The following is a 21,175-nucleotide window of genomic DNA, read 5'->3' as shown; positions in this document are numbered from 1 at the left end:
TGGCCGGAGGATCCGATCGACCAGCCTTCCCCACCGTCGCCCTCCGGGCAAGGAGGATAGGGGCATGGCACACAAGATGACCGATGAGGAATGGCGGGCGTTCGTCTCGCACGGAACCCGCACTGGCAAGCTGTCGACCGTCCGGGCCGACGGGCGCCCGCATGTGGCACCGATCTGGTTCGTGCTGGACGGCGACGACCTGGTCTTCAACACGGGAAAGGACACCGTCAAGGGGCGAAATCTCGCTCGGGACGGCCGGGTGGCCCTGTGTGTGGACGACGACCGGCCGCCGTTCGCGTACGTCGTCGTACAGGGGCGGGCCCGGATCTCGGAGGACCTCGATGACGTCCGGCTCTGGGCGGGACGGATCGGCAGCCGGTACATGGGCGAGGAGCGCGCCGAGGAGTTCGCGGCCCGCAACGGCGTACCCGGCGAACTCGTCGTACGCGTGAGGATCGAGAAGGTCCTGGCGGAGGGCTCGGTCTCCGACTGACCCCTCCGGTCCCCGTCCGACCCCCGGAACGAGACGGGACGGACCGGCGCAGGCCGAGCGTCCGGTCGGCTGGAGGGCCCATTGGCCGACCGACCCTCCAGCCGACCGGTCCGTCAGCCGACCGAATCACCGCTCGGTCGCGTCGCCGTTCGAACGCGTCGCCGTTCGAACGCGTCGCTCGCCGTGCGATGCGAGACCATGCGGTGCATGAGCGACGACCACACGCATGTCCAGGAATTCTTCTCGGCCCGCGCGGCCGGCTGGGACGACCGGTTCCCCGACGACGGCCCGGCGTACGCGGCAGCCGTCTCCGAGCTGGGGCTACGGAAGGGTGATCACGTGCTGGACGCGGGTTGCGGCACGGGACGGGCCCTGCCTGCACTCAGAGGGGCCGTGGGGCCTTCCGGCACGGTTCTGGGCGCCGACCTGACACCGGCCATGCTGGCGGCGGCCGTACGGGCAGGCCGTGACGGGGCCGGGCAGTTGCTCCTCGCTGACGTGTCACGCCTGCCGCTGCGCGCGGAGTCCCTCCACGCCGTCTTCGCGGCCGGCCTCATCGCGCATCTCCCGAACCCCGCCGAGAATCTGCGGGAGTTGGCGCGGGTCGTACGACCCGGCGGAGTCCTGGCGCTCTTCCACCCGATCGGCCGGACCGCCCTCGCGGCGCGTCAGGGACGGCGGGTCACCCCGGACGACCTGCGGGCGGAGGCCAACCTCGGCCCGCTCCTGTCCGCCTCCGGCTGGCGCTTGACGTCGTACGTGGACGAGGACGCCCGTTTCCTCGCACTGGCCGTACAGCGACCCTGAAGGCGCCGCCCCCTTCTGGTGTCGAAGTTTCAACTCTACGTTGAACAGAGACAGCTGGGCGATGACCGAAGAAGCAGCACGCGGGGAAGGTGGCCCGAATGTCCGGCACGATGGCTCGACTCCGGAAGCTCTTTGCACGCCCGCGGCCGACTGGGGCCGGGCGCCCTACGTCATCGGCCGAGTCCCGTCCGAAGAAGCAGACGCACAACCTGTTCGAAGCCGCGGCGGCCTACGTGGCAGCGGGGGTCGAGGACGACCAGGACGGGGTCGACGAGGCCGCGGCCTGGGTGTCGCCGGAAGCTCTTTCGTTCGGCGTGAACGAGCTGGCGTGGAGGGCTGTCATCGCGCTCGCACGAGAACGCGACGAGTCGCCCACCGCGGTGGCCCGAACGCTCCTCGGCCTGCCGGCCGCCTGACAGTTGAGGGGGGAAGGGCGGGAAGGACGGGGGCGGGGAGAAAGCGGAATCAGCGCGACCCCCGGGGGCCGTTTAACCCCGGCCCTGATGGAGGGACGCAGCTCCGAGCGTGTTCCGGCCTCGTGACAACGGCCGCAGCGCGCATTAGGGTGCGCCGACGGATGTAGCGAGGGGAGGCTGGGATGGACGGGACGGACGGCGAGGCCGTTGCCACCGGGGACGACGACGCACTGTATGTACTGACGGCGGTGCTCTTGACGCCGGCGCAGTTCCCCAGCGTGCTGGGCGACGACTATCCGGAAGCGTGCGCCGCACTCGGCCTCGCGCCCCTGGCCGACGGGTACGGGCTCGTACTGGGACAGGACGGCGACGGCGCGCGGTGGACCGTTGTCATCGACGACGTCTCACTGGTGGCCGTCGCCATCGCTTCCTGGGACTGCGGCATGGAGTACGACCTGTCGCCCGACGACCGCTCGATGGTGGCCGCGCTGCCCGGGTGGCCGCTGGCCGTGGCGGTCGCGGCGCCCGGAGTGCCCGCGCCGCACGATCCCGCACCCGAGATCGCGGAGCAGGCGCCACTGTCTCCCCCGGACGCGTCCGCCTGGGGAGCGGCCCAGCGGCGCCTCGGTGCGGACGAGATCGCGCTGCAGTGGGCCGCCTGGCGTGAACAGATCGACGAGAGCGAATTCGCCGCTTCGGGCGACGAGAAGCCCGCTTCCGGTGACGGGACCGCCCGGACCGGCGGGGGCCATGCGGACGAAGACGTCGGCGACCGGGCCGCCGGGCGGGCGCCGCTCAGCGGTGTCCAGCGCGTTCTCTCCGAAGCACACTCGTACGTGAAGACTCCTCCGCCGCTCGGCCGTGTGCGCTCGTCCTTCGCTCCGGGGGACGCACGGACGCTGCGCGCCGACGGTCCCGGCTGGTCGTTGGTGGCGCGGACCGACGACATCGCCTTCGTACTGCTCGACGAGAAGCCAGGAGAGATCCTTCCGGTCGGCCGCGGGCCCGAACTGCCCGGCCTTCTGGAGGCACTGGACAAGATGGCCGTACGCCCGAACTGAACCCGGCACCCCGCAGTAGTACCAGCCGATATCGCCGTCGCCGGCCGTGGGCCACACCGTCGGGAAGCCCACGAGCGGCGACGAGGTCAGTTCCCGTGCGCCGGAGAGGAACTGTCCAAGAGGAAGCGTCCGAATGGGAAGTGTCCGAAAGGGAACTGTCCCAAGGGGAAGTGCTCGAAGGGGAACTGATCCAGCAAGTGGTCCCTCAGCGGCCGAGTTCCTTGCGGCCGACGCGGCGCAGCCTGCGCCGCTGTGAGGGGTCCAGCGTCAGATATGCCGCCGCGGGGACTCCCAGGACGATCAGCAGGGCGGCCCACCAGGGCAGCCAGAAGAGCAGGATGATGCCGACCGCGACACCGCCTGCGGCTATTTTCGCGTTCCTTGACATGTGCGTAGCCTCCTTAGCGGCCACTGCCGCTCTCTGTTCTGAGAACGGACCCGCGTTCCCCCCGGTTCCGAACCCCGACCCTGATACGACCCTGAGGTGTACCCCTACTCGCCCCTGAGGGGTTCTCCGACCTCGTACGTGCTCCTCGGGGCCTCAGGTCCACCCCCACGGTCGGGCTTTCCCTCGCGGGCCCGGGAGGTGGCGCCATGGTCGCCGACGGTCTCGGTACCAGATCGAGCACCATCTGTTCCTGAGCATGCCTCACATTACGACGAACGAGAAGTGACCGGCATCACCAGGTTGGACGCTTGGCTCAGCCATCGCCGCACTGTATCCTCGGCGACTTCCACCCCAGGTAGTCAAAATTGAGGAACACGCTCATCCCTGTGCAGAGGATTCCTGCCCCCACTCCCTCCGAGATCTCCGAACTGGCGCGCTGCCGCGCCGTCTTCGTTCCCGCCGATCCGGCCCGCACGGGCAGCGTCGCCTTCTGGTTGCCCGACGGTGAGGAGCTCCCAGCGATCGGTTCCGGCTTCGGCCACGACGCCGTGGAGGAGTTGTCCGTCGTCCTTCCCTGCGAGGGCGGGGTCGAGTTGGTGACGGTACCGGCCCTCGTCCTGCCGGTGCGGATGGCGCTCCCGGTGCTCACACGCGCGCGTACCGCCGCGCGGGCCCACGGTTCGACCGTCTTCTGGGGTGCCGCGGCCGTACTGGCGCTGCAATTCGCCGCGCGTGGACTGCTGCTGCCCGGCCTGAGCTCCGGGGACCACGATGCGTGGCGTGCGGGCCCCCTGGGCTCGCCGGATCTGGAGCGGATCCGCGAGTTGGCCGCCGCGATGCCGCCGCACGCCCACGCGGTGCCCGTCGACGTGAGCGAACCGCTGCGGCTGCCCGATCCGGAGTGGCTGCTGCGCGCCTTCCTGGACGCTGTCGCCGACACCCTCCCCCGCTCACCCGCGGCGCCACTCGCCGCGGGTGGCCGGGCCTTCGCCGCCGCCGAGCCGCAGCACGTGCCCGAGCACCGCGCGTGGGCGGCCGACGTCGCGGCGGGACACGACGCCGGCGTACGGATCTCGCTGCGCGTCGAGGTACCGGGCCTCGCGTCGGCCGTGTCCGACGAGGACCGGCTGCCGTTCCGCGCGGTCCTGCAACTGCACAGCGTCAGCGACCCGGCCCTGCTGGCGGACGCGGCCGAGGTGTGGAGCGGGACGAGTCAGTCCTTCGGCCCGCGCGCGCGGATGGACGCCCTGCTCGCGCTGCGCCGCGCCGCCAGGGCCTGGACACCACTCACGCCCCTGCTGTCGGCGAGCGTGCCCGACTCGATCGAACTCGCCGACGACGAGGTCACCGAACTCCTCGGGGAAGGGGCACGATCCCTCACGGCGGCCGGTGTGGAGGTGCACTGGCCCAGGGAACTGTCACACAAGCTGACGGCCCGCGCCGTCATCGGCCCCCCGGACGACGAGCAGACCGGTCGCGGACCCTCCTCGGACACGCCCTCCTTCCTGTCCGCCGACGCACTTCTCACGTTCTCCTGGTGGTTCGCCCTCGGGGACCAGCAGTTGACGCGTGCGGAGCTGGACCGGCTCGCCGAGACGAACCGCCCCATGGTGCGGCTGCGTGACCAGTGGGTCCTCGTCGATCCGCAGGAGGTGCGCCGCGCCCGAACCCAGCAGGACCGCAAGCTGACACCCGTCGACGCGCTGAGCGCCGTCCTCACGGGCTCAACGGAGGTCGAGGGCCGCAGGGTCGACGTACGGCCCACGGGATGGCTGGCGACGCTGCGGGACCATCTTGCGGACCCGGAGGGGCAGGAGCCGGTCGGACAGCCGCCCGCGCTGGCCGCGACCTTGCGCGACTACCAGCTCCGCGGGCTGAACTGGCTGGCCCGGATGACGTCCCTGGGGCTGGGCGGCTGTCTCGCGGACGACATGGGTCTCGGCAAGACGATCACGCTCATCGCGCTGCATCTGCACCGGCAGAGCGACGAGTCGGCGGCGGGCCCCACGCTCGTCGTCTGTCCGACGTCCCTGATGGGCAACTGGCAGCGCGAGATCGAGAGGTTCGCTCCCGGCTTTCCCGTCCGCCGCTTCCACGGGGCCCGGCGGAGCCTGGAGAACCTGGCCGATGGCGAGTTCGTCCTCACGACCTACGGCACCATGCGGCTCGACACGGCACGTCTGGCGGACGCCTCCTGGGGCATGGTCGTCGCGGACGAGGCACAGCATGTGAAGAACCCGTACTCGGACACCGCCCGGCAGCTGCGGAGGATCGACGCACGCGCGCGTGTGGCGCTCACCGGCACTCCGGTGGAGAACAACCTCTCCGAGCTGTGGGCGATCCTCGACTGGACGACACCGGGTCTGCTGGGCAGGCTCGGCACGTTCCGCACCCAGTACGCGAAGGCCGTCGAGGGCGGGCGGGATCCGGGGGCGGCGGACCGGCTCGCCCGGCTCGTGCGGCCGTTTCTGCTGCGCCGCCGCAAATCCGATCCCGGGATCGCGCCGGAGCTCCCGCCGAAGACGGAGACCGACCGCGCGGTGTCCCTCTCCACGGAACAGGCGGGTCTGTACGAGGCCGTGGTCCGCGAGACCCTCGCGGAGATCTCGGGCGCCGACAGTATGGCGCGGCGCGGGCTGATCGTGAAGCTGCTCACCGGGCTGAAGCAGATCTGCAACCACCCGGCGCAGTACCTCAAGGAGGAGCGGCCGAAGATCGCCGGGCGCTCCGGAAAGCTGGAGCTGCTGGACGAGCTGCTCGACACCATCCTCTCCGAGGGGGCGTGTGTTCTGGTTTTCACTCAGTACGTGCGCATGGCCCGCCTGATCGAGCGGCATCTGAACGCGCGCGGTGTGCACTCGCAGTTCCTGCACGGGGGTACGCCCGTTCCCGAGCGCGAGGCCATGGTCGAGCGCTTCCAGAACGGCGAAGTGCCCGTCTTCCTGTTGTCGTTGAAGGCCGCGGGCACCGGCCTGAACCTGACGCGGGCCGAGCATGTCGTGCACTACGACCGCTGGTGGAACCCGGCCGTCGAGGCCCAGGCCACCGACCGCGCGTACCGCATCGGCCAGACGCGGCCGGTACAGGTGCACCGGTTGATCGCCGAGGGGACGATCGAGGACCGCATCGCGGACATGCTGCTGCGCAAACGGGAGTTGGCGGACGCGGTGCTCGGAGCCGGGGAGTCGGCCCTCACGGAACTCACCGACGCACAACTGGCCGACCTGGTGGAACTGCGTGGAGGCGCCCGATGAGCGATCCGTACGAGAACACCGCGGAGCGCGTTTTCGCCGCCCTGCTGCCCGCGCAGGGCCGGAGCTTCGCCCAGAGCTGGTGGGGGCAGGCTTGGCTCAAGGCGCTGGAGGACGCCACGCTGGACCTGAAGCAGTTGAAGGCGGGCCGCCGTCTCGCGCGCGCGGGAGCCGTGGGCGCCGTGTCGGTACGCCCCGGGCGCGTAACCGCCGTGGTCAACGACCGCGACCACACAGCGCATCGCGCGGACGTCCTGCTCCCGGAGCTGTCCGAGGAGCAGTGGGACCGGTTCCTCGGCATGGCGGTCGAACGGGCGGGGCACATCGCGGCGCTGCTCGACCGCGAGATGCCGCCGCATCTGGTCGAGGACGCGGCCACAGCCGGTGTCGAACTCCTGCCGGGCCTCGGCGATCTGGAGGCGGAGTGCGACTGCGACGCGTGGGACCACTGCGGTCACACCGCCGCGCTCTGCTACCAGGTGGCGCGACTGCTCGACCAGGACCCCTTCGTGCTGTTTCTCCTGCGCGGCCGTGGTGAGCGCCAACTCCTCGACGAGTTGCAACTGCGCAGTGTCTCCGGGTCCACCGCCGCCGCGGTGCGGCAGGAGACGGTGCGAGAGGCGACCTACGCGGGCGTGGACGCCGCTGAGGCGTACGCGGCGGGAGAGATTCTGCCGCCGCTGCCCGAGGCGCCTGAGGTGCCCGTGGAGCCGGGTTTGCCGCCGTCGCTGGACACGGAGACGGATCCCGGGGCCGGGGTCGATCCGGCCGCCCTGGAGTTCCTGGCGGCTCAGGCGGCCGTTGAAGCACACCGGCTGATTGTCGACGCGCTCAGCGCGGGCCACGAACAGCGCGCCCCGGAGGCCGAACTGACGCCCGCGCAGGATGCCGTACGGCTGGCCTCGGGCGGGCCCGAGGTCCCGGTGGCCGCCCGGCTCGCCGAAGGGTCGGGGCGCGATCGTGAGGGCTTGGCGCTCGCGGTCCGCTCCTGGGAGTACGGGGGTGCGTCCGCACTCGACGTACTGGAGTCGGACCGGCCGGCGGACGCGGAACCGCTTGCACGCGCGCGTGCCGCCCTGGAGTCGGCCTGGGAGGAGGACGAGCGGCCTGTCCTGCGCGCGTCCCGCAGTCGCTGGACCGCCGCCGACGGGCAGAGCCAGCTGCGGCTGGGGCCGGACGGCCGTTGGTGGCCGTACCGCAAGGAAGGGGGCCGCTGGGCTCCCGTCGGCCCGGCCTCCCAGGACCCGGCGACGGCCCTGGCCCTGGCCGACGGGCGGGAGTGACGCCTGGCAGAGGGGCGGAAACGGTCACGCGTCGCGGGAGCGGCGGGGCAACGGTTCGCGGGGCGGGCAGGACGTGGTCCGCGCTCACCGGATGAGCGCTGGACGCCCGGCGTTCATCCAGCGGCCGTACGGTGTTCGACGCGAGGGCGAAATCTGGCGACAGTCATCGAACTTGTGCACCAGGAGGCCCCATGTCCCCGTACGCCGCAGGCCGGCGCCGTGTCCACCGTTCCGTCGCCACGGGTGTCCCTCTCGCCGTGCTGGCCGCTCTCGTGGTGGCGGGTCCCGCGGTCGGGGCGCCCTCGGGGAACGCGCGGGTCACGGCCTCCGCGACGCTCGGCGACATTCCCCTCGGCTCGTTCAGCAACGGGCTGCTGTCGGGCACGGTGGCCGATGACCGGGGTGTGGACCTGGGCGGTATCGGGAGCGATATCTACCCCTCGGGCCGCAAGGGAGAGTTCTGGACCGTCACCGACCGCGGCCCCAACGGCCAGATCAAGGTGGACGGCAAGAAGCGCCGGACCTTTCCCGTGCCCGGCTTCGACCCGGCGATCGTGAAGATCCGGGTGTCCGGTGACTCGGTGAGGGTACTGGACGCGATTCCGATAACCACCGGTTCGGGCAAGCCCGTCACCGGCCTGCCCAACCAGCAGGCCCGCGACGAAGCTCCGTACTCCTACGACGCGCAGACCCCGCTCCCGTACAACCCGAACGGTCTGGACACCGAGGGGATCGTGCGCTCCAAGGACGGTAGTTTCTGGCTCGTCGACGAGTACGGGCCGTCCTTGGTCCACGTCTCCGCGCGCGGGAAGGTACTCACCCGGTACGTTCCGAAGGGGCTGAACCTGACCGGTGCCGGCTATCCGGTGGTCGAGGCGCTGCCCGCGGTCCTGCTGCACCGGAAGATCAACCGCGGCTTCGAAGGGCTCGCCCAGCTCCCGGGCGGCGACCTGGTGCTGGCCGTGCAGAGCCCGCTGTCCCTGCCGGACACCGATGCGGGCGAGGAGTCCATGACCGCGCGGCTACTGCGCTTCTCGCCGAAGAAGCGGGCCGTCACCGCCGAGTACGCCTACCGGTTCGACCCGGTGGGCACGGTCGACCCGGGCGAGGACGACACCTCCGAGCTGAAGATCTCGTCCGTGGTGGCCGTCGGTCGTGAGGAACTGCTGGTCGAGGAGCGGACCGACAAGGCCGCCCGGTTGCAGGTCGTGAAACTGAGCCGCGGTGCGGACATCCTCGGGCAGGCGTGGGACGACAGCACGACATCGCCCTCCCTTGAGCAGTTGGAGGACCCCGCCGCGTCCGGTGTCCCCGTGCTACGCAAGCGTCTGGTCGTCGACCTCGGAATGGTGGAAGGGGTGCCCGGGAAGATCGAGGGCGTCGCGCGCGTGGACCGTGACACGCTCGCGCTGATCAACGACAACGACTTCGGGATGAGCGACGGGACAGAGGCCTTCGACGCCCAGGGACGCCTGGTGGACAGCGGGATCGAGACCACCGTGACGTACGTACGCCTGCCGCACGGGATCTGAGCGGACGGCTCCGCCCGCCGCTTTCGCCCTCCACGCGCGCGTGGCTCACCTCAGTGGCTTGGTGAGCTTGCGTTTTCCGTCGGTGGTGTCGGCGGCCAGACTGCACGCGATGTTGTCGATGCCGATCTTGAATCCCGCGGGGTCCGGGTACTGGACCAGCGTGCCGCGGACCGTGCCGGCGGGTTGCTTGGCGGCCTTGCTGTCCAGGGGATCCCGGCAGAGGCCTGCTGCCGCCTTCTTGAGGGCGGCATCGGTCGTGTACGCGCCCTCCAGTTCGGTCACCGTCACGACCTCGGCGTCGTGCCTCCGGTCGCACCGGCGCTTCACCGCCTGGCCCGGCCGACTCCCGTCGATGTCGAAACAGTCGCCGGTCCGCAGCATGTAGTACGGCACTTCGTCGCTCGCGAGGGACGGGAGAAGCGACTCCACGCCGCTGGGCAGCTCGGAGGGCAGCGAGGAGGGCAGTTCGCTGGGGAGCTGCGACGGAATGCTCAGTGAGGGCGACGGCAGCCGTCCCTTGGTGGAACTGCTCTCCGTCGGGGACTTCTTGTCCGACGAGCCGTCGCCACTGGTGACGACCAGGGCGACCGCGGACACCGCGCCGATCCCGAGGATGACGGCCAGCAGGATCAGGAGCGTCCTGCGGCGTCCGCCGGGGCCGCCCGGCGGTCCTGGTGGTGGCGATGACGGTGGCGGCGGCTGCCAACCTCCCCCTCCCCCGCCGTTCCACGGCGGCTCGCCGCCTCCTGGTGGTGGACCGTATCCGTCAGGAGGAGGACCGAAGCCTTCGGGTGGGGGACCGTACCCGCCACCACCGTAGGGCGGCGTGTTGTCCGGCGGCCGAGGAGGCTCGGGCGGTAAGGGCGGCGTGGCCATACCGTCAAGAGTCGCCTCGAACCGGTCACGAAGCGACCCCTGCGCGGAACTTGCTTCCGGAACTCGGTGCGGACCCATGGCGTGGACCGCATGATTCCGGACGCTTCCGCGCAGAGGTCTTTCGGTGACCTCCGCGCTGTCAGCAGCGCGGTGAGCCGTGCCTTCGACCGTGCACGATCAGCCGCGGGCGCCCAGCAGGTGGTCCATGGCCAGCTGGTCGAGACGCTCGAACGCCATCCCGCGCGCGGCGGCCGCCTCGGCGTCGAAGCCCTCGAAGGAGTCGCGGTCCGCGAGCAGCGCCTGAAGGCCGTCCGCAGCGGTGGGCTGTGCCAGTTCGTCCAGGCGCGAGGCCCGCAGGGCTTCCTGGACCTCGGGGTCGGCCCGGAACGCTTCGGCCCGCTCCTTCAGGATCAGGTAGTTGCGCATGCAGCCCGCGGCCGAGGCCCACACGCCGTCGTAGTCCTCGGTCCGCGGCGGCTTGAAGTCGAAGTGCCTCGGGCCGGCGTAACCGGCCGTCTCCAGGAGGTCGACCAACCAGAAGGCGGAACGCAGATCGCCCGCTCCGAAGCGCAGGTCCTGGTCGTACTTGATGCCGGACTGGCCGTTCAGGTCGATGTGGAAGAGCTTGCCCGCCCACAGCGCCTGGGCGATGCCGTGCGTGAAGTTCAGCCCGGCCATCTGCTCGTGGCCCACTTCGGGGTTGACGCCGTACAGCTCCGGCCGCTCCAGGCGCTCGATGAAGGCCAGCGCGTGACCGACGGTCGGCAGGAGGATGTCGCCGCGGGGCTCGTTCGGCTTGGGCTCGATCGCGAAGCGCAGGTCGTAGCCCTGGGAGGTGACGTATTCACCGAGGAGGTCGAAGGCCTCCTTCATGCGGTCGAGTGCGACGCGTACGTCCTTCGCGGCGCCGGACTCGGCGCCCTCACGGCCGCCCCACGCCACATAGATCTTGGCGCCCAGCTCGGCCGCCAGGTCGATGTTGCGGATCGTCTTGCGCAGCGCGTAGCGGCGGACGTCCCGGTCGTTGGCGGTGAACGCGCCGTCCTTGAAGACGGGGTGCGTGAACAGGTTCGTGGTGGCCATCGGCACGGTCATGCCGGTTGTGTCGAGGGCCTGCCGGAAGCGCTTGATGTGTGATTCGCGCTCGGTCTCCGAGGACCCGAAGGGGATCAGGTCGTCGTCGTGGAAGGTCACTCCGTGGGCGCCGAGTTCCGACAGGCGCTGTACCGACTCGACCGGGTCGAGGGCGGCCCGGGTGGCGTCGCCGAACGGGTCCCTTCCCTGCCAGCCGACGGTCCACAGGCCGAAGGTGAACCTGTCCTCGGGGGTGGGCTGGTAGTTCATGCCGCGGCTCCTTGCTTGCTCCGACTATTTCGTCATGGCGCTTAACAAATTAGTATGCGGAGGCATCCCTGGGAAGGGACAAGATGTCCCGGAAGAGGGGCAGCGGGCGGAATCCGGGCTGTGCCACCCTGGACGAAACCTGAAAACACCAGGTCAGACCCCGCGGAGCCGCGGAAGAGGGAGAGCTCGATGTCAGCAGCCGAGGGTCCGCTCGTCGTCGGCGTGGACACGTCCACCCAATCCACCAAGGCCCTGGTGGTGGACGTGGCCACCGGTGAGGTGGTGGCGAGCGGTCAGGCGCCGCACACCGTGTCCTCCGGAGCGGGCCGTGAGAGCGACCCGCTCCAGTGGTGGGACGCGCTGCGCGAGGCGCTGCGTCAGTGCGGGGACGCGGCCCGTGAAGCCGCGGCGGTCTCCGTCGCCGGTCAGCAGCACGGGCTCGTCACTCTCGATGCCCAGGGCGCTCCGGTGCGCCCCGCGCTCCTGTGGAACGATGTACGGTCGGCGCCGCAGGCCGCCCGCCTCGTGGAGGAGCTGGGCGGGCCGAAGGCGTGGGCCGAGCGCACCGGCAGCGTGCCGGGTCCGTCCATCACCGTCACCAAATGGGCGTGGCTCGCCGAGCACGAGCCCGAGTCCGTCCGTGCCACCAAGGCCGTGCGGCTGCCCCACGACTACCTCACCGAACTCCTCACCGGGCTCGGCACGACCGACCGGGGCGACGCCTCCGGTACGGGGTGGTGGGCGTCCGGTACGGAGGCGTACGACGAGGAGGTCCTCGGCCGTGTAGGGCTCGACCCCGCCCTGCTGCCCCGGGTGGCCCGGCCCGGCGAGGTCGTCGGGACCGTCCGCGACGGTGCCGGTCTGCCGTTCTCGAAGGGCACGCTGGTCGCCCCCGGCACCGGTGACAACGCCGCCGCCGCTCTGGGCCTCGGGCTGCTCCCGGGCACCGCGGTACTCAGCCTCGGCACGTCCGGCACCGTGTACGCGGTGTCGACACGGCGGCCCGTCGATCCCACCGGGACCGTGGCCGGTTTCGCCGACGCGCGAGGCGACTGGCTGCCGCTGGCCTGCACGCTCAACTGCACCCTGGCGGTGGACCGCGTCGCCGCTCTCCTCGGAATCGACCGCGAGGCCGTCGAGCCCGGTACGGGCGTGACGCTGCTCCCCTACCTGGACGGAGAACGCACCCCGGCCCTGCCGCACGCCTCGGGCCTGCTGCACGGACTGCGGCACGACACGACAGCGGGGCAGTTGCTCCAGGCCGCGTACGACGGTGCGGTCCACTCCCTGCTCGGCGCCCTGGACCTGGTGCTCGACGAGGACGCGGACCGTTCGGCGCCGCTCCTGCTCATCGGCGGAGGCGCCCGGGGCAAGGCGTGGCAGCAGACCGTACGGCGGCTTTCGGGGCGTGCTGTCCAAGTCCCCGAGGCCAAGGAGCTGGTCGCGCTCGGCGCCGCCGCGCAGGCCGCGGGAGTGCTGACCGGTGAGGATCCGGCGGCGGTGGCCCGGCGCTGGAACACCGCGCGCGGGCCGGTCCTTGAGGCCGGAGAACGCGACGAGGCGGCGCTCGCGCGGATCGCCGGGGTACTCTCCGACGCGGCCCCGTTGCTGGAGCGGGAGGCCGATCAGCGCTGACGGCCTCGCCCCGGGGAGCCGGGCCGGTCGCCGCCGGCTTCCCGGGTGCCGGCACGACAGGACAGCCCTCAGGGGACCGGCCGGACGAGGACCGACTCAGGAACATGACCGCACCGCTCCACGAGGCCCATCCGAGCAGTCCCGGCCGACGGCTGCCGGATACGCAACAGGGCATGCGCCGCCGCAACCTCTCACGGGTGCTGCACACCGTGAACGCCGAGGGGCCGCTGTCCCGTGCCGCCGTCGCCTCGCGCATCGGGCTGACGCGGGCGGCCGTCTCGACCCTGGTGGACGAACTGATCCGCGCCGGGCTCCTCGACGAACTGGGTCCCGAGCGGCCGGGGCGGGTGGGGCGGCCCGGTTCGGCGCTGGCCCTCAGCGGAAGCGGCCCGGCGGGGATCGGCGCGGAGATCGGCGTCGACCACCTCGCAGTGTGCGCGGTCGACCTGCGCGGCAAGGTGCGCGCGCGGGTCGTGCGGCACGGCACCAACCGCGGCCGTGCGCCCGAACCCGTCCTCGGTGAACTCACCGCGCTGGTACGCCGGATCGTCGCGGAGGCGGAGCAGGAGGAGTTGTGGCCCGCGGGGCTGGCCGTCGCCGTGCCCGGTCTGGTGGCGCGTGACGCACGAACCGTGGTGCGCGCCCCGAACCTCGGCTGGCTCGACACGGACCTCACTCCCCTGCTGCCGGACGTACTGCCGCTGACCGTCGACAACGAGGCGAACTTCGGCGGACTGGCCGAACTCTGGCTCAACGAGGACGCACCGCGCGACTTCCTGCACGTCTCCGCGGAGATCGGTATCGGCGGTGCGGTGGTCGTGGACGGGCGGCTGCTGCGCGGGACGCGTGGTTTCGCGGGCGAGTTGGGGCATGTGCCGGTACGGCCCGAAGGGCCCGCGTGCGCCTGCGGCGGGCGCGGCTGTCTTGAGCAGTACGCCGGCGAGGAGGCCGTGCTGCGCGCGGCGGGCCTGGAACAGAGCGAGGACCGGGTCGGACTGCTGGCCGAGCACGCCGCGGGGGGCGACAAGAACGTCCGGCGTGCTTTGCGCGACGCCGGTACGGCGCTGGGCATCGCGCTGACCGGCGCGGTCAATCTGCTGGACCCGCAGGCCGTCGTGCTGGGCGGGGCTCTGTCCGGTCTGGCGCCCTGGCTGCTGCCCTCGCTGGAGCGGGAACTGGCCCGCAGGACGGCGGGGCCCGCCTGCTCGGTCTCGGTCTCCCGGCTTGGCCCGGAAGGCCCGCTGTTGGGCGCCGCGCATTCCGTCGTGCGGGCCGTGCTGGACGATCCGGCGGCGGTGGGGGGCGGGGCGTCGGCCTGACGTCCGGGCGGGGACGCCCGGGCAGGGAACGCCTGGGTGGGGAACGCCTGGGTGGGGATACGCCTGGGTGGGGACGGGCGGAGGGCGCATGTGCGGAGGCCGCATGGGCAGCGGCGGGCGTCTGGAAACACCCTTTCGGGTGGTCGAGTTGTCCACAGTCACAGCGCTGTCCACTGACCTGGGCGGGCCTCTCCTCTCCAACCGGCAAGGCCCGTACCGTGTTTCACGTGAGGACCCGGGCGACCACGAGTTCGTGCACGAAACCGGCGCGGCCCGTACTCGTTGAGCCCTGTCCCCACGCTCCGAACCGCATCCGCCGTCCGTTCCGACCGCCGTCCCGAGGCTCGGGCGTGTCCCGCGCCCGAGGGCCATGCGTCTCCCGCCCCACCGAGCACGTAGTCCCTCCGAGAGGAATCCTGTGGACCGACCCAAGTATCTGCCAACCACCCTGCCCAGCCGGCGGCGCCTGCTCCAGAGTGCGGCCCTCGCCACGCTCTCCACCGCGCTGCTCCCCACCATGCGGGCGGGCGCCGCACCCCGGGGGCTCGACTACCCCCAGTCCGAGTGGTCCCCCGCGAGCACGTCCAACTACACGGTGGCCGACCGTCCGGCGAGCCACCCCGTCGACTTCGTCATCATCCACGTGACCCAGGCGACGTACCCGGACACCCTGGCCATCTTCCAGAACCCGAAAAAGCAGGTGTCCGCGCACTACGTCGTCAGGTCCGCCGACGGCCACATCGCCCAGATGGTGCGTGAGCGCGACATCGCCTGGCACGCGGGGAACTGGGACTACAACACCCGCAGCATCGGAATCGAGCACGAAGGATGGGTGGACAAACCGTCGTACTTCACGAACGCCCTGTACGAGGAGTCGGCGAAACTCACCGCGGCGATCTGCGCCAAGTACGCGATCCCCAAGGACCGCTCACACATCCTCGCCCACTACGAAGTGCCGGGCAGCGATCACACCGACCCGGGTCCGAACTGGGACTGGACGCGCTACATCAGACTCGTCAACTTCGCCTGACCGAACGAGGAGCAGGCGTCACGGACGCTTGTCCGCATCCGCCACCCGAGTGACGATGTCCCAAGCCGCATCACATCCAGTCCTCGTCACGTTCAATCCTCGTGACGTCCAGTGCTCGCCACGTCCAGTCCCATCGCTCTACGGGAGGCCGGGTTGACCGATCCATGGGTGGCCCTGAATCCGGGCGCCGACCCTGTCGAGCGGGTTCGCGTGCTGCGCCGCGCCCACGAGACGTTCACCGAGGCGGGTACGGTCTCGCGACCGGTGCGGTCCGTGGTCGCCGACTCCTGGCGGCGTTCGGCGCGGGCCGGGGTCGGACCGGACGGTTCGGCGCGGGTGGAGCTCACCGACGCGGACCTCGGGTCGTACCGGGCGGAGCACCCGCTGGCCCCGGTGATGCCGCTGTTCCGTGAACTCATGGGTACGTTCGCGTCGGACGGCGAGCACCTCCTCGCGGTCTGCGACGCGCAGGGCAGACTCCTGTGGGTGGAGGGCCATCCCGCCACCCGGCAGAAGGCGGACGGGATGAACTTCGTGCCGGGGGCACGGTGGGCGGAGTCCTCCATGGGAACGAACGCACCGGGTACGGCGGTCGCGCTCGACCGGCCGGTGCAGGTGTTCGCGGCCGAGCACTTCATCCGGCGCGTCCAGCCGTGGACGTGCGCGGCGGCCCCGGTACACGATCCGCGCACCGGACGGCTGCTCGGTGCCGTCGACATCACCGGCAGGGACGGACTGGCGCACCCGCACAGCCTGGGGTTCGTGCAGGCCGTGGCGCGCGCCGCCGAGTCCCAGCTGGCGCTGCTCACCCCGATACCGGCCGCCACCGACGCGCTGCAGTTGACCGCTCTGGGCCGGGACGAGGCCCTCCTCGTGGCGGGCGGCCGAAAACTGCGCCTGAGCCGCCGACACAGCGAGCTCCTGGTGCTCCTGTCGCGGCATCCGGACGGTCTGACCGGCGACGAACTGCTGTGCTCGCTGTACGAGGACGAGTCGGTGACACCGGTGACGCTGCGTGCGGAACTGGCCCGTCTGCGACGGCTGCTCGGGAGCGGGGTCCTAGGTTCACGGCCCTACCGGCTCGCGGTTCCGGTCGAGTCCGATGTCTCGGTCGTGGAGCGCAGACTCGCCGCCGGCGCGATCACGGCGGCTGTGGCGGCGTACGCCGGTCCGTTGCTGCCCGGTTCACAGGCCCCGGCGGTGGTGCGGCTGCGCCGACGGCTCGCGGACGGACTGCGTGCGGCCCTCATATCCGGTGGCGACCCCGACCTGCTGGCGTGCTGGGCCCAGGCGTCGTGGGGTGAGGACGACCTCGACGTGTGGAGGGCCCTGGCCGCCGTCCGCCCGACGGCTCCGGTGCGGGCGCGCCTGGCAGATCTGGAGGCAGAGCAGTCGGCGTACCCGTGGCGGGCACGGCACTGACGAGCGCGACCGGATCCGCCCGCGCGTTCCACCACGCGGTCCGCCACGCAACGTATCTGCAACCTCTCCGTCCCTACGCTCGCCGCGAGAGCTGTCCAACGGTGGGCGGCCCTTCCTCGGGAGGCAGAGCACATGACCCGTTACGCAGCGCCCGGCACCGAAGGCGCGATCGTCTCCTACCAGTCGCGGTACGACCACTTCATCGGCGGCGAGTACGTGGAGCCCGCTCGTGGGCAGTACTTCGAGAATCCAAGTCCGGTGAACGGGCAGCCGTTCACCGAGATCGCGCGGGGCACGGCCGAGGACGTGGAGCGGGCCCTGGACGCGGCGCACGCCGCGGCGCCCGCCTGGGGCCGCATGTCGGTGACCGCTAGGGCCGACATCCTCCTCAAGGTGGCCGAGCGGATGGAGGCGAACCTGGAGAAGCTCGCGGTCGCCGAGAGCTGGGAGAACGGCAAGCCGGTCCGGGAGACCCTGGCCGCCGACATCCCTCTCGCCATCGACCACTTCCGCTACTTCGCGGGGGCGGTCCGTGCGCAGGAGGGCTCGCTCAGCGAGATAGACGACGACACGGTGGCGTACCACTTCCACGAGCCGTTGGGCGTGGTGGCCCAGATCATCCCGTGGAACTTCCCCATTCTGATGGCCGTGTGGAAGCTGGCGCCGGCGCTCGCGGCCGGCAACGCCGTCGTGCTCAAGCCCGCCGAGCAGACACCGGCGTCCATCCACTACTTGATGAGCCTGATCTCGGACCTGCTGCCGCCGGGTGTCGTGAACATCGTCAACGGCTTCGGGGTCGAGGCGGGCAAGCCGCTGGCGTCCAGTGCGCGGGTGGCGAAGGTCGCGTTCACCGGCGAGACCACGACGGGGCGGCTGATCATGCAGTACGCCTCGGAGAACATCAAACCGGTCACGCTCGAACTGGGCGGCAAGTCGCCGAACATCTTCTTCGACGACGTGTGGGCGCGGGACGACGACTTCCGGGACAAGGCGCTCGAAGGTTTCACGATGTTCGCGCTGAACCAGGGCGAGGTGTGCACCTGTCCGTCCCGGGCGCTCGTCCAGCAGGGCCACTACGACGAGTTCCTCGACGCGGCGGTCGCCCGTACCGAGCTGATCAAGCCCGGTCATCCGCTCGACACCGAGACGATGATCGGTGCTCAGGCCTCCAACGACCAGTTGGAGAAGATCCTCTCCTACTTGGACATCGGCCAGCAGGAGGGCGCCAAGGTGCTTACGGGCGGCCACCGTATCGAGTACGACGGGGAGTTGGCGGGTGGGTACTACGTACAGCCGACGATCTTCCAGGGCGACAACAGGATGCGGGTCTTCCAGGAGGAGATCTTCGGGCCGGTCGTGTCCGTCACATCGTTCGCGGACTTCGACGACGCCATCAAGATCGCCAACGACACGCTGTACGGGCTCGGCGCCGGGGTGTGGACGCGGGACATGAACACGGCGTATCGCGCGGGGCGTGCGATCCAGGCGGGACGGGTGTGGACGAACTGCTACCACGCGTACCCGGCCCACGCGGCGTTCGGCGGCTACAAGCAGTCGGGCATCGGCCGTGAGAACCACAAGATGATGCTGGAGCACTACCAGCAGACGAAGAACATTCTTTGTTCTTACAGCCCTCAGAAGCTTGGCTTCTTCTAGAGCCTGAAGTCGGGTGCCTGGGGCATCGTTGCCCTCCAGACAGCCGCCGTAAAAGGTATCCACCGTAATCGATTGAAATCTTAAAGCTACCGCCTGGCATCCAAGGAGGTTCCCGCCGGACCATTCGCGGACCAAAGAGCTCCGAAGGACACAACCCACGAGCCGCCCGCCGACGAGCGCTGCGATCCGTCGATACCCGTACGCAGCGCCGAACCGTCGATAGGGCTGTCGCCGTCGGCGGTGACGATATTCACTGGTCGCGCGATCGTAGTGTCGGCGCCGGGCGGCTGCCGAACCCGGCACCGATCTGGTGCGCAGCATGCGGCAGCCGTTCGGCGGGCAAGGCCGACCTGTCACCCGCCCGCCCGCCTCGTCAGCGGCCACCGGACGGCGGGGGAGCCTGCCGCCGGCTTCGGTGGCTTCGCTCCCCCGCGGCCCCCCAGGCGAGCAGCGCGAACCCCACGGCGAAGCCGAGCATCGTCCATACGCCGCGTGGCCAGAAGATGTGGCTGTCGACGAAGGACCAGCCGGCTGCGAGGAGCACCACCGTGCCGGGAAGGATTCGGGCGCCGTGCTTCGGGAGCAGCACGACCGCGGTGGCCGCGATGGCGCCGATGAGCGCGTATGCACCGACCTGCCCCAGCGCCTCACCCGTGTCGTAGAGCGGGCGCTTGACCGGTCCGAGGCTGGCTGTTGCGCCGGTGTGCTCGACAGCGGTCCCTGCCGCTATACCGGCGACGGCGTCGAGACCGGTGTAGAAGGCCGCGTAGACGAAGGCGCCCGCCCAGGCCACCACGGTGGCGAACCCGGCAAGGTCGAATCGGGGCCGATGCCACAGACGGACCAGAAGACCGACCGTGAGCAGCGGAAAGACCGGCAGCAGCGCGATGTGCAACTGCACCCAGTCCGAGGCCGTCGATCTGGACAGCCCGTGCGGATGCGCGATGCCCGCCGCAGCCAGTACCAGTGGGGCGACGGTGACGAGGGCGATGTTTCGGATGGTCAACACCCTTGCGAGCGTAGGCGGGTGATGTCCTCCAACAGGACCGCGTAAGGGTTCCGTAAGACTCTTGCCGCCTTCAGGCGGGACGGCTCGGACGACTCGGGACGACTCCATCGCTCAGGGCATCCCGAGCCAGGGCCCGCGCCGTGGCCAAGTGGGCGCGGGCGTCCCTCATTGCGTTGCCTGCCGCATGCAGGCCGCCCCGGGGCCCGCCCCGTCTCTGCCGCCAGGAGCCGTCTTACAAGAGTCTGACGCGACGACAGTTCCACGTCGTCACACCGCTCCCTCAAACCACACTGATGCAGTCCACAGCACGTAGGCCGCATCGACAGACACAAAGAACGGGACGCGAACATGCGCAACAGCCACCAAGACCACCTCCGCACGAGCCGGCCCGCCAGCACGCGTGGCGGCCACCGGGCGAAGTCCAGGACTCGGCGCATCGTGATCAGCGGCGGCGCCCTCGCCGTCGCCGGAGCGGCCACGGTGGCCGTGTCCCTGGCCTCGGCCAGTCAGCACTCCGGGAGCACCACCGGGGCCGACCACGCCGTCTTCGTCCAGGGCAACGAGCTGGACGGCAACACCATCCACGTGTTCGCACGGGGCGACGACGGCAAACTCAGTCCCTCGGGGACCTACGCGACCGGCGGCAACGGCGGGGACCAGGTTGACGCGCCCACCGACTCGCTCGCCTCCCAGGACTCGCTCGTCTACGACGACGACTCAGGGATGCTGCTGGCCGTCAACGCGGGCAGTGGCACGGTGACCTCCTTCCGCGTCGAGGGGCAGCGGCTCGGCCAGCGGAAGATCGTGAGCTCCGGCGGGCGGTTCCCCTCGAGCATCACGGTGCACGGCAGGGTCGCGTACGTCATGAACGCGGGCGGGGAGGGCAGCGTCCAAGGCTTCAGGATCACCAGTGAGGGACTCAAGCCACTGCACGGGTCCCACCGCTCCCTGGGCCTGAAGAACAAGGACATACCCCGCTTCGACACCTCACCCGGCGAGGTCGAGTTCACCCCGGACGGGCGCAACCTGGTGGTCACCACCAAGGGCAACAACACGGTCGAGGTCTTCCCGATGAAGCGGAACGGTCTGCCGGCCGTCGCCGAACCGGTCGTCAACAAGTCGGCCGGCGGCGTCCCGTTCGCGATCAGCTTCGACGCGACCGGGAAGCGGATGCTGGTCGCCGAGGCCGAGAAGTCCACGGTCACCACGTACAAGGTGAAGCGAGACGGCAAGTTGAAGATCCTGCAGCAGCCCCTGCCCAGCGGCCAGGAGGTCCTGTGCTGGCTGGTGCGTGCGGGCAACTACTTCTACGGCGGCAACACCGGCAACTCCACGGTCACCGGCTACCGCATGGACAAGCACGGCAAGCTGTCCCTGACCAACGAGGTGGGCATCGCCACCCCACCCTCAGCCAACTCACAGGGCGTGATCGACCTCGCCGTGACCGAGGACGAGAGGTTCGTCTACGTCCAGAACGCCGTCTCCGGCACCGTCGACGGCTTCCGCGTCGAGGCGGACGGCTCCCTCACCAAGGTCACGACCGCCAAGGACCTGCCCGTCTTCGACGAGTCCGGCATGGAAGGCATCGCCGCCGTCTGACCCGCACCGACCGCCACCGAGATCCCTCCCGGGGTGCCGTGGCGGACACCGAAG

The 21,175-nt window shown here is 70.7% G+C and carries 17 protein-coding genes; 13 read left to right on the top strand and 4 right to left on the bottom strand.

The genetic code is table 11. From position 1 onward, the window contains the following. Positions 1-64: 64 nt before the first annotated feature. The 4 genes from K3769_RS00740 to K3769_RS00725 all read left to right on the top strand — a co-directional run bounded on the left by K3769_RS00740 (position 65) and on the right by K3769_RS00725 (position 2,777). The gene (locus tag K3769_RS00740) at positions 65-493 is read left to right on the top strand and encodes a PPOX class F420-dependent oxidoreductase (RefSeq protein WP_267024442.1); all 429 of its coding nucleotides are present in this window, start codon (positions 65-67) and stop codon (positions 491-493) included. Positions 494-700: 207 nt separating this feature from the next. Continuing rightward, positions 701-1,300 carry a class I SAM-dependent methyltransferase gene (locus K3769_RS00735; RefSeq protein WP_267024441.1) on the top strand — a complete coding sequence of 200 codons (600 nt, stop codon included), beginning with the start codon at positions 701-703 and terminating at the stop codon, positions 1,298-1,300. Positions 1,301-1,398: 98 nt separating this feature from the next. Then, complete coding sequence (locus tag K3769_RS00730) at positions 1,399-1,716, top strand: hypothetical protein (RefSeq protein WP_267024440.1); 318 nt, start codon at positions 1,399-1,401, stop codon at positions 1,714-1,716. Positions 1,717-1,898: 182 nt separating this feature from the next. After that, a complete protein-coding gene (locus tag K3769_RS00725; RefSeq protein WP_267024439.1) occupies positions 1,899-2,777 on the top strand; it encodes a hypothetical protein in 879 nt (292 codons plus the stop codon). A gap of 205 nt (positions 2,778-2,982) precedes the next feature. Here K3769_RS00725 and K3769_RS00720 read toward each other — a convergent pair whose 3' ends face one another. After that, the gene (locus tag K3769_RS00720; protein ID WP_210891122.1) at positions 2,983-3,165 is read right to left on the bottom strand and encodes a tail-anchor membrane protein; all 183 of its coding nucleotides are present in this window, start codon (positions 3,163-3,165) and stop codon (positions 2,983-2,985) included. A gap of 386 nt (positions 3,166-3,551) precedes the next feature. Here K3769_RS00720 and K3769_RS00715 point away from each other — a divergent pair, with 386 nt between their 5' ends. The 3 genes from K3769_RS00715 to K3769_RS00705 all read left to right on the top strand — a co-directional run bounded on the left by K3769_RS00715 (position 3,552) and on the right by K3769_RS00705 (position 9,231). After that, positions 3,552-6,419, top strand: coding sequence for an SCO1167/SCO6262 family helicase (locus tag K3769_RS00715; protein ID WP_267024438.1), 2,868 nt, complete (start codon positions 3,552-3,554; stop codon positions 6,417-6,419). Next, positions 6,416-7,699 carry an SWIM zinc finger family protein gene (locus K3769_RS00710; protein WP_267024437.1) on the top strand — a complete coding sequence of 428 codons (1,284 nt, stop codon included), beginning with the start codon at positions 6,416-6,418 and terminating at the stop codon, positions 7,697-7,699. Before K3769_RS00715 ends, K3769_RS00710 begins: the two co-directional genes overlap by 4 nt. A 191-nt stretch (positions 7,700-7,890) precedes the next feature. Next, positions 7,891-9,231: an esterase-like activity of phytase family protein gene (locus K3769_RS00705; RefSeq protein ID WP_267024436.1), complete on the top strand. Its 1,341-nt coding sequence runs from the start codon at positions 7,891-7,893 to the stop codon at positions 9,229-9,231. A gap of 45 nt (positions 9,232-9,276) precedes the next feature. On the opposite strand, the gene K3769_RS00700 is transcribed toward K3769_RS00705, so the two are convergent. Together K3769_RS00700 and xylA are read right to left on the bottom strand one after the other, a co-directional pair. Next, on the bottom strand, positions 9,277-9,828 hold the full coding sequence (locus tag K3769_RS00700) for a hypothetical protein (RefSeq protein ID WP_267024435.1): 552 nt from the start codon (positions 9,826-9,828) through the stop codon (positions 9,277-9,279). Positions 9,829-10,284: 456 nt separating this feature from the next. Continuing rightward, a complete protein-coding gene (gene xylA / locus K3769_RS00695) occupies positions 10,285-11,451 on the bottom strand; it encodes a xylose isomerase (RefSeq protein ID WP_267024434.1) in 1,167 nt (388 codons plus the stop codon). Between the two features lie 189 nt (positions 11,452-11,640). Here xylA and xylB point away from each other — a divergent pair, with 189 nt between their 5' ends. The 5 genes from xylB to exaC all read left to right on the top strand — a co-directional run bounded on the left by xylB (position 11,641) and on the right by exaC (position 18,513). Further along, positions 11,641-13,086 carry a xylulokinase gene (gene xylB, locus K3769_RS00690; protein WP_267024433.1) on the top strand — a complete coding sequence of 482 codons (1,446 nt, stop codon included), beginning with the start codon at positions 11,641-11,643 and terminating at the stop codon, positions 13,084-13,086. A gap of 104 nt (positions 13,087-13,190) precedes the next feature. Then, positions 13,191-14,405 (top strand): ROK family transcriptional regulator, encoded by a 1,215-nt coding sequence (locus tag K3769_RS00685; protein ID WP_267024432.1) that lies wholly within the window; start codon positions 13,191-13,193, stop codon positions 14,403-14,405. 418 nt (positions 14,406-14,823) lie between these two features. Next, positions 14,824-15,435: an N-acetylmuramoyl-L-alanine amidase gene (locus K3769_RS00680; RefSeq protein WP_267024431.1), complete on the top strand. Its 612-nt coding sequence runs from the start codon at positions 14,824-14,826 to the stop codon at positions 15,433-15,435. A gap of 153 nt (positions 15,436-15,588) precedes the next feature. Then, positions 15,589-16,857 carry a GAF domain-containing protein gene (locus K3769_RS00675; protein WP_267024430.1) on the top strand — a complete coding sequence of 423 codons (1,269 nt, stop codon included), beginning with the start codon at positions 15,589-15,591 and terminating at the stop codon, positions 16,855-16,857. A 132-nt stretch (positions 16,858-16,989) separates the two neighbouring features. Further along, entirely contained in the window at positions 16,990-18,513 is a 1,524-nt protein-coding gene (gene exaC / locus K3769_RS00670) for an acetaldehyde dehydrogenase ExaC (protein ID WP_267024429.1), read from the top strand. Between the two features lie 373 nt (positions 18,514-18,886). Here exaC and K3769_RS00665 read toward each other — a convergent pair whose 3' ends face one another. After that, positions 18,887-19,522, bottom strand: coding sequence for a hypothetical protein (locus K3769_RS00665; protein ID WP_267024428.1), 636 nt, complete (start codon positions 19,520-19,522; stop codon positions 18,887-18,889). Positions 19,523-19,870: 348 nt separating this feature from the next. On the opposite strand from K3769_RS00665, the gene K3769_RS00660 reads away from it, so the two are divergent. Continuing rightward, complete coding sequence (locus K3769_RS00660; RefSeq protein ID WP_267024427.1) at positions 19,871-21,121, top strand: lactonase family protein; 1,251 nt, start codon at positions 19,871-19,873, stop codon at positions 21,119-21,121. Positions 21,122-21,175: the final 54 nt, after the last annotated feature.

Source organism: Streptomyces ortus (assembly GCF_026341275.1).
GTDB classification, from domain to species: Bacteria; Actinomycetota; Actinomycetes; order Streptomycetales; family Streptomycetaceae; genus Streptomyces; species Streptomyces ortus.
The sequence above is the reverse complement of the archived record's forward strand: the minus strand, read 5'-3'. Positions and strand labels throughout refer to the sequence as shown.